This window comes from Pseudonocardia sp. 2-7, from assembly GCF_056341085.1.
Genome location: NZ_CP094507.1, coordinates 1,967,044 through 1,981,584, shown reverse-complemented (window position 1 = coordinate 1,981,584; position 14,541 = coordinate 1,967,044). Strand labels below are relative to the sequence as shown.

Here is a 14,541-nt window from a genome sequence, read left to right as displayed (position 1 = left end):
GTCAGGAGGCAGCCATGAGCACGGCGGCGGGAACCACACGCGAGGGAGCCGGCGGCGACCGGCCCGCGGACCCCGGGCGGCCCGTACCCACCCCGGGGATCACGCTCCCCGTCGTCGCACTGCCGACCCTGGCGTTGTTCCTGGGCTCGCTCGCGGCCTGGGTGGGGGCGACCGCCCTGGTCCTGACCGGGACCGACCCGTGGCGCTACCTGGTCACGGTGCCGGTGCACGCCCTGGTCACGTTCGCGATGTTCACGGTGCTGCACGAGACCGTCCACCTCGCGGGCGGACGCCTGCGGTGGGTCAACGAGGTGCTCGGCCGGCTGTCGATGCTGTTCGTGGTGGCCTGGGCCGCGTTCCCGATGCTGCGTTACCTGCACATCGAGCACCACCGCAACACCAACGAGGACACCTCCCGCGACCCCGACGCGTGGACCGAGTCGGGCCCGGCGTGGAGCTGGCCGCTGCGCTGGATGACCATCGACCTCTGGTACGTGCGCTTCTACCTGCCCCGGATCCCGAGCAGGCCGCGGGCCGAGCTCGTCGAGCAGGCCGTGGTGTTCCTCGTCGTGGTCTCCGCGTTCGTCGCGACGGCGGTGACCGGCCACGGCTGGGAGCTGCTGGTGATCTACCTGATCCCGCAGCGGCTCGGCATCGCGCTGCTCGCCTGGTGGTTCGACTGGCTGCCCCACCATGATCTCGGGGAGACCGCCCGGTCCGACCGGTTCGCCGCGACCCGCATGCGGGTCGGCTGGGAACGCCTGGTCACCCCGTTGATGCTCGGCCAGAACTACCACCTGGTCCACCACATCCACCCGACCGTCCCGTTCTACCGCTACCAGGACGTGTGGCGCCGGGCGATGTCGGACTGGCTCGACCGCCCGGTCCCGATCACGACGGTCCTCGGCTCGGACCTGTCCCCCGCCGAGTACCGGGCGTGGCGACGGCTGACCTCCCACACCGACCGCGACGCCGACCTCCCGACCCGCCCGCACCCGCTGCGCGTGACCGCGGTGGACCGGCTCACCCCGGACGCGGTCGCGGTCACCCTGGAGGTGCCCGGCGAGCTGCGCGACGTGTTCGCCCACCGCCCCGGCCGCCATGTCACCGTGGGCACGCGGATCGACGGCGAGCTCGTGCGGCGCAGCTACTCGATCTGCTCCACCGACGGGTCGGCGCTGCGCATCGCCGTGCGCCGCGTCGACGGCGGACGGTTCTCGACGTGGGTGGGCTCCGCGCTCGCCGTCGGCGACACCCTCGAGGTCACGCCGCCCTCGGGGCAGTTCGTCCTGCCCGCCGGCCCCAGCGGGGACCGCACCGTCGCCGCGGTCGCCGCGGGCAGCGGCATCACCCCGGTCATCGCGATCCTCACCGCCGCCCTCGACGAGGACCCCGACCGCCGCGCCGTCCTGCTCTACGCCAACCGCGACACCGAGCACACGATGTTCGCCGACGAGCTCGACGAACTCGTCCGCCGCTCCGGGGGGCGGCTCACCGTCGTGCACCACCACTCGCGGTCCGGTGCCGCCGGGTCCGCCGACGGGTCCGCACCGGACGGCACGACGCGCACCGTCGTCCCGGGCCGCCTCGGCGCGGACCGGTTCGCCGAGCACCTCACCGCGCTGCCGGTGGACGACGCGGACTGGTTCCTCTGCGGGCCGCCGCCGATGCTCGACGAGCTCGTCGGCGTCCTCGACGCCCACGGCGTCACCCCGGACCGGGTCCACCGGGAGTTCTTCGTCGCCCCCACCGGCGACGACGGCGACGCCGTCCCGACCCGTCCGGCCGTGGTCACCGTGCGCCGCGGCGGGCGGGAGACCGTCACCCGGAGCCGGGGCACCGCGTCGCTGCTGGAGACCGCACTCGAGGCCGGGGTCGAGGCCCCGTACCTGTGCGCGGGCGGCATCTGCGGCACCTGCCGCGCGCAGGTCGTCACCGGCGCGGTGCACATGCAGCAGAACTACGCCCTCACCGACGACGAGGTGGCCTGCGGCGCGATCCTCACCTGCCAGTCCCGGCCCACCACCGACGAGGTGACCATCGACTACGACCGGTGACACGCGCATTCCGGTCGATTCCCGGGAACCCGGCGACACCGGCGACCGCGGCACCGACCGGGGAGTGAGCGCGGTCCGCCGACCGGCCGGTCAGATCGCGCCGGTCAGCTCCCCGGTGACCACGCGGCGCTCGTTCTCCGTCCGCCAGGCGCGGTAGTCGGCGTCGTCGGCGGCGGTCCCGATCCGGGCGATGCAGTCGGCGCAGAGGTCCGCGACCTGTAGCAGGCAGTCCTGGCCGCAGTCCCGGCACGCGATGAGCTCGGCGATGGGGTCGTTCACGGTCGCTCCGGACATGACCCCGAGCCTACCGAGGGCGCCCGGCAGCCCCGGCGTCGACGCCGGTCCACGAGCCGGTCCGGCAGCGTCCCGGCGGGCGGCGTCCACGACCGCTCGGTCGCCACGGAGGCGCTCCTACCGAGGTGGTCGTGGGCGGGCGTCGGCGAACGGCCCGTCCGCCGCGTGGTCGAGCGGGCTGTCGAACGGCCCGTCGACGAGCCCGTTCACCTGGACGACGGCGTCGCAGATGCTGTCGCGCCGCGGAGACGAGTGGCGCACGTCCGGACGGTGTCGGCTAGATTTTCCACGGCCGCCCGACGGGGCCGAGGAGGTGGTTCATGCGCGGCGACGACGACGCGGTCGAGAGCACGCGGTCCGACCACGTCCACGCCGCGATGGCGGCCCACGACTGGTCCTCCCACCCGCTCGGCCCGCCCGAGCGCTGGTCACCGGACCTGCGCAGCGTCGTCCGGATGCTGCTCGACTCCCGGTTCTCGATGTGGATGGCGTGGGGCCCGGACCTCACGATGTTCTACAACGACGCCTACCGGGGCGACACGCTGCGCGACAAGCACCCGTCGGCGCTCGGCCGCTCCGCGCGCGAGGTGTGGGCCGAGGTCTGGGACGACGTCGGCCCGCTGATCGGGTCGGTGCTCGCCGGCGGCGGGGCCACCTGGGACGAGGACCTCCTGCTGTTCCTCGAACGCAGCGGCCACCCCGAGGAGACCTACCACACCTTCTCCTACAGCCCGCTGCACGAGGACGGCGCCGTCGCCGGGATGCTGTGCGTGGTCACCGAGAACACCGACCGCGTGCTCAGCGAACGGCGCATGCAGACCCTGCGCGACCTCGCCGCCGACCTGGGGCCGACCCGCACCGGGGCGCAGGTGTACGCGGCGGTCGGGCGCGCGCTGGCCGGCAACCCGCAGGACGTGCCGTTCGGGCTGGTCTACGAGTTCACCGAGGACGGCGGGACCCGGCTCGCCGGCTCTGCGGGCATCGCGGCCGACGCGCCCGGTGCCGATCCGGCCGGCTGGCCGCTCGACCCGGTGCGCGAGGGCGGCACCGCGGTCGTCGAGGACCTGGCCTCCCGCCTGCCGGGCCTGCCCCACGGCGCCTGGGACCGGCCGCCGTCGCACGCCGTGCTGGTCCCGCTCGCCGGGGCGCAGGGCGAGACCCGGATCCGGGGGGCGCTGGTCGTCGGGCTGAACCCGTTCCGGATCTTCGACGAGCGCTACCGGGCCTTCGTCGACCTCCTGGCGGGCCAGATCGGGGCCGCGCTGGTCGCCGCGGGCGCCTACGAGGCCGAGCGCGAGCGGGCCGAGGCGCTCGCCGAGCTCGACCGCGCCAAGACCGACTTCTTCTCCAACGTCAGCCACGAGTTCCGCACGCCCCTGACGCTCATCATGGGACCGGTCGAGCAGCTGCGCGACGACCCGCCGGGGCCGGACCGGCTCGCCGCGGAGCTCGACGTCGTGCACCGCAACGCGCTGCGCCTCGGGCGGCTGGTCACCACGCTGCTCGACTTCTCCCGGCTGCAGGCCGGGCGGCTGCGCGCCACGTTCGAGCCGACCGACCTCGCCGCCTTCACCACCGAGCTGACCAGCCTGTTCCGGTCGGCGATGGAGCGCGCCGGGCTGGAGTACACGGTGGACTGCCCGCCGCTGCCCGGGCCGGTCCACGTCGACCGGGAGTCCTGGGAGAAGGTCGTCCTCAACCTGCTGTCCAACGCGCTGAAGTTCACCCTGGACGGCCGCGTCGCGGTCGCCCTGCGCGCCGACGGCGACGACGCGGTCGAGCTGACCGTCGCCGACACCGGGGCCGGGATCGCGGCCGAGGAGCTGCCCCGGCTGTTCGAGCGGTTCCACCGCATCGCCGGCGCCCGCGCCCGCTCGACCGAGGGGTCGGGCATCGGGCTCGCCATGACCCGCGAGCTGGTCACCCTGCACGGGGGGACGATCACCGCGGCGAGCACCGCGGGCGCGGGCTCCACGTTCACCGTCCGGATCCCGACCGGCACCGCCCACCTCGACCCGGACCGCGTCACCGACACGGCGTCGGGCGGCGCACCGACCGCGACCTCGGAGGCGTTCGTCGGCGAGGCGCTGCGCTGGCTGCCCGGCCCGGCACCGGCGCCCGTCGTCGTGGAGGGGGCGGGCCCGGATGCACCGGCCTCCGCGGGCCGGATCCTCGTCGCCGACGACAACGCCGACATGCGCGAGTACCTGCAGCGGCTGCTGGCCGACCGCTACGAGGTCCAGCTCGTCGAGGACGGGAAGTCCGCGCTGACCGCGGCCCGGGAACGCCCGCCGGACCTGGTTGTCACCGACATCATGATGCCGGTCCTCGACGGCATGGAGCTGCTGGCGGCGCTGCGCGGCGACCGTCGTACCGCCGGGGTGCCCGTCCTGCTGCTCTCCGCCCGGGCCGGTGAGGAGGCCGCGATCGAGGGCCTCGGCGCCGGCGCGGACGACTACCTGGTGAAGCCGTTCTCCGCGGCCGAGCTCGTGGCCCGGGTCAACGCCCACCTGAAGCTGGGGCGGGTTCGCCGCGACGCCGAGGCCCGGTTCACCGCCATGGCCGATCTGGCCCCGGCCCTGATCTGGGTCGCGGACCCGGACGGCGCGCGGATTTACGTCAACTCCGGCTGGCAGGAGTTCACCGGCCGGGAGGTCCCCGCGGACCTCGGCGACGGCTGGACCGACGGGCTGCACCCCCAGGACCGGCAGCGCTACCGCGACCGCGTGACCCCGGCGCTCGCGTCCGGGACGGGCTGGCAGATCGAGTACCGGCTCCGCCGTGCCGACGGCGCCTTCCGCTGGATCCTCGAGCACGCCGTCCCGCTGCACACCGGTACCGACGGGACGGTCACCGGCTGGGTGGGCAGCGGCACCGACATCAACGCCCGGTACCGCGAGTCCGAACGCCAGACGCTGCTCGCCCGGCTCAGCCGGGAGCTGGACGGCTCCGACGGCGTCGACGACCGGCTGCGGCGGCTGACCGCCCTGCTCGTCGAGACCCGGCTGGCCGACGTGTGCACGGTCCGCCGCGTCGACGACGCCGGGCAGCTCGTCCGCATCGCCCGGTACGGTCCGGACGCCGCGACCGAGGAGGCGCTCGACGAGCGCCCCGCCGAGACCTCGTTCGGCCTCCGGGTCCTCGACACCGGCGCCGCCGTCCTGTGGGACGACACCGCCCCCGGCGCGATGGTCCCCGGCTCCTCGATCCCCGCACGCTCCGCGATCGGGGTGCCGCTGTCCGCGCGCGGCCGGACGCTGGCTGTCCTGGTGCTGGTCCGGGGCCCGCGGACCACCCCGTACACCCCTGACGACATCGAGCTCGTCACCGAGCTCGCCGACCGGGCCGCGCTCGCGCTCGACAACGCGCTGCTGCTCGCCGACGAGCGGGCCAACGCCGACCGGCTGGCGCTGCTGCAGCGGGCCACCGCGGAGCTGTCGGCCGCCGCTGACCCGACCGAGGTGGCCCGGACCGTCGTCACCCACCTGACGGCGCTGCTCGGCACCTGCCGGATCGCGGTCTACGAGCTCGACCCGGCCGGGCAGCAGCTGCGGGCATTGGCCCTGCACGGCGTCGCCGACCCGCAGGCGTGGCGCGAGGTGCCGCTGACCTCGCCGGTGCCGGCGGCGGTGACCGCCCGCCAGGCCCGCGCGCTGTGGCTGGAACCGGGCACCGACTGGCGGGAGCGCCACCCGGAGATCGCCACCCTGCTCGACGGCCTCGGCCACGCGACCGTCTTCACCCTCCCGCTGGTCACCGCCGCCCGCACCGTCGGCGTCATCGCGGTCGCGTTCGGGACGCCGCGCCCGCTCACCCCGAACGAGCGCGCCACCCTGCTCGCCCTGACCGACCCGGCCGCGCAGGCGCTCGAACGCGCCCGGCTCTACCGCGCCGAGCGGGAGGTGGCCCACACCCTGCAGCGCACGCTGCTGCCCACCCGGCTGCCCGACCTCGACACCGTGGAGATCGCGGTGCGCTACCAGGCCGGCGCCGCGGGCACCGAGGCCGGCGGCGACTGGTACGACGTCGTCGACCTCGGCGACGGGCGGGTCGGGCTGTCGGTGGGCGACGTCGTCGGACAGGGCGTCGCGGCGGCCGCGGTGATGGCCCAGCTGCGCACCGTGCTCTCCGGCGCCGTCCGGCAGGGCCGCGACCCCGCGGCCGCGCTGGAGCTGCTGGACGAGTTCGCGACCTGGATCCCCGGTGCCCGCTACTCGACAGCGGCCTGCGTGGTCGTCGACCCCGGCCGCGGGGAGCTGCGCTGGGCGCGGGCCGGGCACCTGCCCGTGCTGGTGGTCGACGAGAACGGCAGCCGTTACCTCGCGGGCGGCCACAACCCCGTCCTCGGCGTCCGCGGCCGGCCGCCCTTCGGCGAGGGTGTCGCCCCGATCGCGGCCGGGCAGACGCTGGTCCTCTACACCGACGGTCTCGTCGAGCGCCGCGGCGAGGTCGTCGACGAGGGGCTGGACCGGCTGGCCCGGATCGCCGCCGAGGTCGCGGGGCTGCCGCCCGAGCAGTTCGCCGACCAGATCGTCGGCCGGGCCCTGGCCGGGGCCGCCCACACCGACGACGCCGCGCTGGTCTGCGTCCGCGTCCTCCCGCCCGACATCGACCTCACCGTCCCCGGGTCCGCCCGGGAGCTGCCGGCGATGCGCCGCCGGGTCCGGCGCTGGGCCGGCCACGTGGGCCTGGGCGAGGACCTCGGCGACGACCTGGTCCGCGCGATCGACGAGGCCGCCGCCAACAGCGTCGAGCACGGCTACGCCGAGTTCGACCCGCCCGGCGAGGTGCACCTGCGTCTCGGGTACAGCCCGCACGACGGTGTCCGGGCCCGGGTCGCCGACACCGGCCGCTGGCGGCCGCCGCCGCCCGACCCCGGCTACCGCGGGCGCGGCCTGCAGATGATCCGCGCCATCGCCACCACCGCCGAGATCGACACGGCGGGCGGGGGCACCGTGGTGCGCATGCAGATCACCCCGGACCCGCGCACGCCCGCCGTGGCGCAGCAGCCCGCGCCGCCCGTACGGCCCTCCCCCGGACGCCGGCGCACCGAGCTGCACGACGACGGCCGCAGCGGCGACGCCCGCCGCCTCACCCTGGCCGGCGACCTCGACCTCGCCGGGGCCGCCGAGATCCGCGACCGGCTCCTGGAGCTGGTCGCCGCCGGGCCGGTGCTCCTCGCCCTCGACGGACCGACCTACGTCGCGAGCAACGGCGCCGCCCTGCTCGCCGAGGCCGCCGACCGGGCGGGCGCCCGCGGGCACCGGCTGCGGGTCGAGGTGCCGCCGGGTCCGGCGCGGCACGCGCTGGAGCTCTCCGGGCTGCTCACGCTCCTGGGGTGAGGGCCCGGCGGCCCGGCACACAGCTGCCTGCCGAGCCGTCGCGAGCGGGTCAGCGGCAGACCACGTCGTCGGGCGGGAGTGTCCCGTCGACCAGGTACGACGTCGTGACCCCCAGCGCGCACGGGGTGTTCCCGACGCCGGCGTAGACGCCGTGGCCGCTCCCGTTCTCGACGACGAGCCGGGCCCGGTCGCCGAACTTCTCCCGGAGGAGCTCACCGCCGCGCAGCGGGGTGACCGGGTCGTGGCGGTTCTGCACGATCAGCACGTTCGCCGGGCCCTCGTCGAGCACAGCGACCGGCGGCTCGGCCGGCTCGTACGGCCAGAAGGCGCAGGGCAGCACGTTCGCGCTCGCCGCGCCGTACACGGGGAACCGCTCGCGGTCCTGCGCCACCGCCCGCTGGTAGACCGCGACGTCCCGCGGCCAGGCGACGTCGTTGCAGGTGGTGGCGAGGAACGCCGTGTACGCGTTGTCCTGCGGCGACGGGCCCTCGGGCGGTGCCGGGGCGGGCGGCGCGTCGCCGGACAGCAGCGACTGCCAGGCCGCGGCGGTGCTGCCGTAGAGGGTCGGGCCGTACAGGCCGACGAAGGTGGCCGCCCGGAACATCCGGCCGTCGACCCCGCCCGACGGCCGGTCGTCGAGCTGCGCGGCGAGCCGGAGGTAGGTCTGCCGCACCTCCTCCGGGGTGGCGCCCAGCCCGTAGGTGCCGTGCCGGTCGGCGGCCCAGCGGGCGAAGTCCCCGAAGGTCTCCTCGGCGCCGAGTGCGTAGCGGCGGATGCCGTCGGGGTCGAGGTGGGTGTCACCGACGTTGCTGTCGAGTACGACGCGGTCGGAGCGGTCGGGGAACAGGGAGGCGTAGGCCGCCCCGAGCGCCGACCCGTAGGAGAAGCCGAGGAAGCTCGCCTTCTCCTCGCCGAGCGCGGCCCGGATGCGGTCCATGTCCCGGGCGACGTTGGCGGTCGTGACGTGCCGCAGGTGCCCGTTGCGGTCGTTCGCCGCGCACCGCTGCGCCACCTCCCGCGCGACCTCGGCCGTCCGCAGGACCGCCGCGTCGTCGGCGGCGTACGGCGGGATGTTGCCGATGTAGTCCTGGTCGGTGGTGAATCCGCAGCTCACCGGGTCCGAGTGGCCGACCCCGCGGGTGTCGAACCCGATGATGTCGTAGCTGTCCTGCACGCTCGCCGGCAGACCGCGCTTCATCAGGTCGTTCGCGAACGCCAGCCCGGACCCGCCCGGACCCCCGGGGTTCAGGATCAGGATCCCGCGGCGCTTCTCCGGCTTCGTGCTCGCCAGCCGCGACACCGTGATCGTGATCTGCGTGCCGTCGGGGCTGCCGTGGTCCAGCGGCACCGGGATCTGCGTGCACTGCAGCGCCACCAGCGGCGCCACCACGTCCGCGGGGCAGGGGCCCCACTCCGGCCCCGCCGCGGGTTCCGCCGCCCCCGCGGGTGCGGCGACCGCCGCACCGATCAGCCCGGCCAGCAGCGCCGGCACCGTCGCCCGTAGGAGGCTCCGTCGTCCTCGCATCGTTCCCGTCCCCTCGTCGCGGTCGGGACGGACGCTAGGAACGCCGTCCGGCTCCGCACATCGGTCCTACGGCCACGGCCTCCGACCGAAGTCGTAGTGCGGGACCTTCGGCCGGGCCGGGCGTGCCGCCAGGCCCTGCCCTGCACCCGGTGCCCGGCGGAGCATCGGATCGGGGACGACGGAGGAGGTCACCATGGTCGAGGCCGGGGTGCGCGGGCAGTTCACGGTGATGGTCGCGCTGGCCGGTGCCGACCGGCGGTCGCTGGACACCGCGGCCGCGATCGGTACCGAGCTGGTGGTGCAGGGGCTGCGGCCACTCCTCGTCCGGGCGGGCGACGCGGACACGCTCGCCGGGGTCGCCGGGGTCGTGCTCGTCGGGGCGTGGGGCAGGCCGTGGGCCCGCGCCGCCGCGAGCCGGTTCCTGCACCGGCACGCGACCGTGCTGCGGGTCCGTCCGCTGTGGATGGTCGACGCCGCGCCCGCCGGGGACGGTCACCCCCACCCGGTTCCGGCGCCGGATCTGGAGCTCCCGGTGCGGCTGCACACCGCCCGGACACACGGCGGTCGGGAGAGGGCGGTCGGGCCCGCCGCCGCGGCGGTGTCGCGGTGACGGCGTCGCCGGCCGGACCGGAGGTGTTGCGGCGTGCGCTCGCCGCGGCGGTGCGCGCGCCCTCGGTGCACAACACCCAGCCGTGGCGCTGGCGGGTCACGTCCGACCGGCTGGAGCTGCACGCCGATCCCGACCGACGGCTGCCCTACACCGACCCCGACCGGCGCGACCTGCTGGTCAGCTGCGGGTCCGCGCTGGGCTTCCTGCACGTCGCGCTCGCCGCGCTGGGGGCGGGCCACGAGGTCGTCCGGTTCCCGACCGGGGACCGGAACCACCTGGCGACGGTCCGGCTCACCGGGGCGGCCCCGGACCCCGCCGACCACACCGTCGCGGCGCTGGCCCGGGCGATCCCGCGCCGTCGCACCGACCGGCGGCCCTTCCGCGAGGGCGTGGACTCGCGGCACGCGCGCGCGGTCCTCGGCGAGCACGCGGCGCGCTACGGCACCACCCTGCACACCGTGACCGACGCGGTCGCCCGCGAGCACCTCGCCGCGCTGGAGGACACGGCCGCGCGGGAGATCCGTGCCCGCCCCGGCCAGGCCGCCGAGCTGCTGGTCTGGACCCACCGCTATCCGGGTTCCCACGACGGGGTGGCTGCCGGGTCGCTTCCCCGCGGCGCCCCGTGGCGGCCGGGTCCCGACCTGGGTGTGCGCTTCCCGGGCGGCTCCTTGCCGGCCCGAGCCGCCGTCCGCGACGAGGCCACCATCATGGTGCTGACCACCCACGCCGACGACGACCCGGCCCGGCTCGCCGCCGGGGAGGCGACCGGGGTCGTGCTGCTCGCCGCCACCGCGCTCGGTCTCGCGACCTGCCCGCTCTCGCGGGTGCTGGAGACCTCGCGGACCCGGGCGGACCTGGCCCGGCAGGTCCTGCGCACCGCCGACCACCCGCAGCTGCTGCTGCGCGTCGGCCGGGCCCAGGACGACGCGGAGCTGCCGGAGACACCGCGCCGGAGCCCCGCCGACGTCCTGCTGCACTGACCGCCGCACCGGCTGCCGCGCCGGCGTCCCGGTGACGGGGAGCACCCGGGCGCCGGGACCTTCGGCCCGCCCGGTGTGCCCGGAACGCCGGTTAGCCTCGGTCCGACGACGACCCGGCCCAGGAGGACGACGATGACGATCTCGGTGTTCCTGCTCGACGACCACGAGATCGTCCGCCGCGGGCTGGCCCAGCTGCTCGGCATGGAGGACGACATCGAGATCGTCGGCGAGGCCGCGGCGCAGGCCCTCGCCCGCGTCCCCGCCCTGCGCCCGGACGTCGCACTGCTCGACGTCCGGCTGCCCGACGGCGACGGCGTCTCGGTGTGCCGCGACCTGCGCTCCGCGGTCGTCCCGCCGCCGGCCTGTCTGATGCTGACCTCGTACTCCGACGACGAGGCGCTGTTCGGCGCGATCATGGCCGGGGCCGCCGGGTACCTGCTCAAGCAGGTCGCGGGCGTCGACCTCGTGGGTGCCGTGCGCACGGTCGCCGCCGGGGGTTCGCTGCTCGACCCGCGGGCGACAGCCGCGGTGCTGCAGCGGCTGCGCACCGGCGGCTCCGACGCCGACGCCGACCCCCGCTACGACACCCTCAGCCCACAGGAACAGCGGATCCTCGGGCTCGTCGCCGACGGGCTCACCAACCGCCAGATCGGCGCCACCCTGCACCTGGCCGAGAAGACCGTGAAGAACTACGTGTCCTCGATCCTGCACAAGCTCGGGTTCTCCCGGCGCACCGAGGCCGCCGTGTACGCGGTCGAGCGCCGCCACGGGCACTGACTCGCTCAGTCCAGCGGGACCCGCCACCGCAGCCGGGTGCCACCGGTTGCAACACTCTCGGCGACCGAGGTGCCGCCGAGTTCGGCCGCGCGGTCGGCGATGTTGCGCAGCCCGCTGCGCCGGTCGGTCGGGCCGATGCCGCAGCCGTCGTCGACGACCTCCGCGGTCAGCTCACGCCCGGCCTCGACGGTCACGTGCAGCGTGCTCGCACCGGAGTGGCGGACCGCGTTCGACACGGCCTCACGCACCACGGCCAGCAGGTGCACGGCGACGTGCGCCGGCACGACGGTGTCGATCGCCCCCGCGGTGTCGACGGTCGTGTCGATCCCGGACGCGGCCGTCCCGTGCGCGACGGTGTCGAGCAGCTGCCGTCGCAGACCGCCGCCGTCCTGGCCAGCGGTGTGCAGGTCGAAGATCGAGGTGCGGATCTCGCGGACCGTGCGGTCCAGCTCGTCGACGGCCTGCCCCACCTGTTCGCGCACGCCCGCGCCCGCGGGGTCGTCGCCGACGCGGCGCAACGTGCTCTGCAGTGTGAGGCCGACCGCGAACAGCCGCTGGATGACGTGGTCGTGCAGGTCGCGGGCGATGCGGTCGCGGTCGGCGAGCACCGCGACCTCGCGCTGGGTCCGTTGCTTCTCCCCCAGCTCCAGGGCCAGCGCCGCCTGGTCGGCGAAGGACACCAGCAGCGGCACCTCCGACGGACGGAACGGCGGGTCCCCGGCGGCGCGGCGGGCCACCAGGACCCCGCGCACCGTTCCCACGACCCGCATCGGCACCGCCACGACGGGCCCGTGGGCACCGTCGACGCTGACCGCGACCTCGGTGATGTCGGCCAGGACCGGCTGGCCGAGCTCGACGGCCCGGCGCAGCAGCGCGTCCTGGGGACCGCTGACGAGCGGCGGGCGGCCCGCGGTCGCACCCTCGCGGAACCCGCCGTCCTGGTCCGGGCCCAGCGCGATCGACGTCCCGTCGGCGCGCGACAGCTCCAGGCTGCGGCGGGCGACGAGGCCGAGTGTCGCGGCCTCGTCGGCTCCGGCCAGTACCTCCCCGCGGATCTCGGCCAGCGCCTCCAGCCACTGCTGCCGGAGCAGGCCCTTCTCGAACAGGTCGGCGTTCTGCACGGCGATCCCGGCGGCGGCGGCGAGCGCCATGAGGATCAGCTCGTCGTCGGCGGTGAACTCGGTGCCGGTGCGCTTCTCGGTGAGGTAGAGATTGCCGTAGACGGAGTCACGGACCAGCACGGGGACGCCGATGAAGCTGCGCATCGGCGGGTGGTGCGGCGGGAAGCCGACCGAGGACGGGTGCGCCGACAGGTCGTGCAGGCGCAACGGCCGGGGGTCGGCGATCAGCTGGCCGAGCAGGCCACGGCCCTCGGGCGGGCGCCCCAGCGCGGTACGGGTCGCCTCGTCCAGGCCGACGTCGATGAAGCGGGCGATGCCGCCGTCCGGGGCGAGCACCCCCAGTGCGCCGTAGCGGGCGTCGACCAGATCCACCGCGGACTGCACGATCCGCTGCAGCGTGGTGTCCAGCTCCAGGCCGGCCGCGACCCCGAGCACCGCGTCGAGCAGCCGCTGCGTCCGCCGACGGGTGGAGGCGATCTCGGCGAGACGCTCCTGCACCTCGGCGATGAGGTGGTCCAGGCGCAGCCCGGCCAGGAGCCCGGAGATCTCCCCGGTCCCGTCACCGGCGTCGTCGGTCGTCACTGGCACCGCCTCCTCGGGGAGCCGCGTCCCGGGCCGCCCCACCCCGACGATACGGCCGTCGGGGTCCGGGACCTTCGCACCTGTCCGACCGGAACCGGCAGCGCCGACCATCGCCCCCGCAGGCACCGGTGAACGCCCGGTCCCGGGAAGGACGCACATCATGGACACCGTCGATGCGGACGCGCCGGTCACCCCGATCCTCGGTCTCGACGCCGCGACGACCGCCCGGGTGCTGGCCACGGCGGGTCGGGCGCCGTCGCTGCACAACGCCCAGCCGTGGCGGTTCCGGACCGGCGCCGACCACGTCGAGCTGCGGGCCGACCCCGCGCGACGGCTGCCGGTCGCCGACCCGACCGACCGCGAGCTGCGGATCGGCTGCGGGGCGGCGCTGTACTCGCTGCGTCTCGCGCTGGCCGGGGCCGGGATCCGCCCGCTCGTCACCCGCCTCCCCGACCCGTCGGACCCGGAGCTGCTGGCGGTGGTCCGTCGCGGCGCCGTGATGCCGCCGACCCCCGAGCAGCGACGGCTGCTGGAGGCGGTGCCGCGCCGGCACACGAACCGGCGACCGTTCTCCGACGTGCCGGTGCCGGCCCCGGCCCGCACCGCGCTCACCCGCGCCGCCTACGAGGAGGGCGCCTGGCTGCAGCTGGTGACCGACCCGGACGACCTCGCCGTACTGGGCCGCCTCGCCCGCGAGGCGCACGCCCGCCAGTCCGCCGACCCCGCGTTCGTCGCGGAGATGGCGGCCTGGACCGGGCGGCACGGCGGCCACGACGACGGTGTCCCCGCCTCCGCGGGCGGACCGCTGCCGGCCCCGAACCACCCGTGGGTGACCCGGGACTTCGGCGGCCCCGCCCACCCGCGGCCCGCGCCGGCCGCGTTCGAGTCGGCGCCGCTGATCGCGGTGCTGACCTCGCACCTCGACGGCCCCCGCGACGACCTGCGCGCCGGCGAGGCCATGGCGCGGGTGCTGCTGACCGCGACCGCCGAGGGCCTGTCGGCCTCGCCGGTGTCCCAGCTGGTGGAGATCCCCGACGTGCGGGAGCGGGTGCGCCGCTCGCTCGCCCGGGACCGGCCCCCGCAGGTCGTCCTGCGCCTGGGCCACGGGGTCCCCGTCCCGGCGACGCCGCGGCGCCCGGCCGCCGACCTGGTCGACCCGGGCTGACCCGGCCCGCCGGTGCGGGACCTTCGTCCCGGGCCGGCGGGCCCTCCGGTGGGCCGCGGGCCGACCTTCGCCCGGAGCCCCGTCCACC

The 14,541-nt window shown here is 76.1% G+C and carries 10 protein-coding genes; 6 read left to right on the top strand and 4 right to left on the bottom strand.

All coding sequences use genetic code 11. From position 1 onward, the window contains the following. Nucleotides 1-14 precede the first annotated feature (14 nt). Nucleotides 15-2,057, top strand: a complete 2,043-nt coding sequence (locus MTO91_RS09860) for a fatty acid desaturase (RefSeq protein WP_405418095.1) — start codon at nt 15-17, stop codon at nt 2,055-2,057. A gap of 90 nt (nt 2,058-2,147) precedes the next feature. On the opposite strand, the gene MTO91_RS09855 is transcribed toward MTO91_RS09860, so the two are convergent. Further along, the gene (locus MTO91_RS09855; RefSeq protein WP_139282678.1) at nt 2,148-2,351 is read right to left on the bottom strand and encodes a hypothetical protein; all 204 of its coding nucleotides are present in this window, start codon (nt 2,349-2,351) and stop codon (nt 2,148-2,150) included. Nucleotides 2,352-2,468: 117 nt separating this feature from the next. Continuing rightward, complete coding sequence (locus tag MTO91_RS09850; RefSeq protein ID WP_405418097.1) at nt 2,469-2,612, bottom strand: hypothetical protein; 144 nt, start codon at nt 2,610-2,612, stop codon at nt 2,469-2,471. Nucleotides 2,613-2,671: 59 nt separating this feature from the next. Between MTO91_RS09850 and MTO91_RS09845 the strand changes: the two genes are divergently transcribed. After that, complete coding sequence (locus tag MTO91_RS09845) at nt 2,672-7,693, top strand: SpoIIE family protein phosphatase (protein ID WP_405418098.1); 5,022 nt, start codon at nt 2,672-2,674, stop codon at nt 7,691-7,693. A 49-nt stretch (nt 7,694-7,742) separates the two neighbouring features. Here the strand turns inward: MTO91_RS09845 and MTO91_RS09840 are convergent, their stop codons facing one another. Next, nucleotides 7,743-9,218 carry an alpha/beta hydrolase gene (locus MTO91_RS09840; RefSeq protein ID WP_476654336.1) on the bottom strand — a complete coding sequence of 492 codons (1,476 nt, stop codon included), beginning with the start codon at nt 9,216-9,218 and terminating at the stop codon, nt 7,743-7,745. A 193-nt stretch (nt 9,219-9,411) separates the two neighbouring features. Here MTO91_RS09840 and MTO91_RS09835 point away from each other — a divergent pair, with 193 nt between their 5' ends. The 3 genes from MTO91_RS09835 to MTO91_RS09825 all read left to right on the top strand — a co-directional run bounded on the left by MTO91_RS09835 (nt 9,412) and on the right by MTO91_RS09825 (nt 11,585). Beyond that, complete coding sequence (locus tag MTO91_RS09835; RefSeq protein ID WP_405418101.1) at nt 9,412-9,828, top strand: hypothetical protein; 417 nt, start codon at nt 9,412-9,414, stop codon at nt 9,826-9,828. Then, nucleotides 9,825-10,808, top strand: a complete 984-nt coding sequence (locus MTO91_RS09830) for an Acg family FMN-binding oxidoreductase (RefSeq protein WP_405418103.1) — start codon at nt 9,825-9,827, stop codon at nt 10,806-10,808. Before MTO91_RS09835 ends, MTO91_RS09830 begins: the two co-directional genes overlap by 4 nt. A gap of 132 nt (nt 10,809-10,940) precedes the next feature. After that, entirely contained in the window at nt 10,941-11,585 is a 645-nt protein-coding gene (locus MTO91_RS09825) for a response regulator (RefSeq protein ID WP_476654335.1), read from the top strand. A gap of 5 nt (nt 11,586-11,590) precedes the next feature. Here MTO91_RS09825 and MTO91_RS09820 read toward each other — a convergent pair whose 3' ends face one another. After that, on the bottom strand, nt 11,591-13,288 hold the full coding sequence (locus MTO91_RS09820; protein WP_476654334.1) for a sensor histidine kinase: 1,698 nt from the start codon (nt 13,286-13,288) through the stop codon (nt 11,591-11,593). Nucleotides 13,289-13,448: 160 nt separating this feature from the next. Between MTO91_RS09820 and MTO91_RS09815 the strand changes: the two genes are divergently transcribed. Next, nucleotides 13,449-14,453: an Acg family FMN-binding oxidoreductase gene (locus tag MTO91_RS09815; protein WP_405418108.1), complete on the top strand. Its 1,005-nt coding sequence runs from the start codon at nt 13,449-13,451 to the stop codon at nt 14,451-14,453. Nucleotides 14,454-14,541: the final 88 nt, after the last annotated feature.

Excerpts from the sequence above, each read along its gene's own strand:
- MTO91_RS09860 (WP_405418095.1), top strand. The coding sequence starts at position 15 with ATGAGCACGGCGGCGGGAACCACACGCGAGGGAGCCGGCGGCGACCGG.
- MTO91_RS09855 (WP_139282678.1), bottom strand. The coding sequence starts at position 2,351 with ATGTCCGGAGCGACCGTGAACGACCCCATCGCCGAGCTCATCGCGTGC.
- MTO91_RS09845 (WP_405418098.1), top strand. The coding sequence starts at position 2,672 with ATGCGCGGCGACGACGACGCGGTCGAGAGCACGCGGTCCGACCACGTC.
- MTO91_RS09840 (WP_476654336.1), bottom strand. The coding sequence starts at position 9,218 with ATGCGAGGACGACGGAGCCTCCTACGGGCGACGGTGCCGGCGCTGCTG.
- MTO91_RS09835 (WP_405418101.1), top strand. The coding sequence starts at position 9,412 with ATGGTCGAGGCCGGGGTGCGCGGGCAGTTCACGGTGATGGTCGCGCTG.
- MTO91_RS09825 (WP_476654335.1), top strand. The coding sequence starts at position 10,941 with ATGACGATCTCGGTGTTCCTGCTCGACGACCACGAGATCGTCCGCCGC.
- MTO91_RS09815 (WP_405418108.1), top strand. The coding sequence starts at position 13,449 with ATGGACACCGTCGATGCGGACGCGCCGGTCACCCCGATCCTCGGTCTC.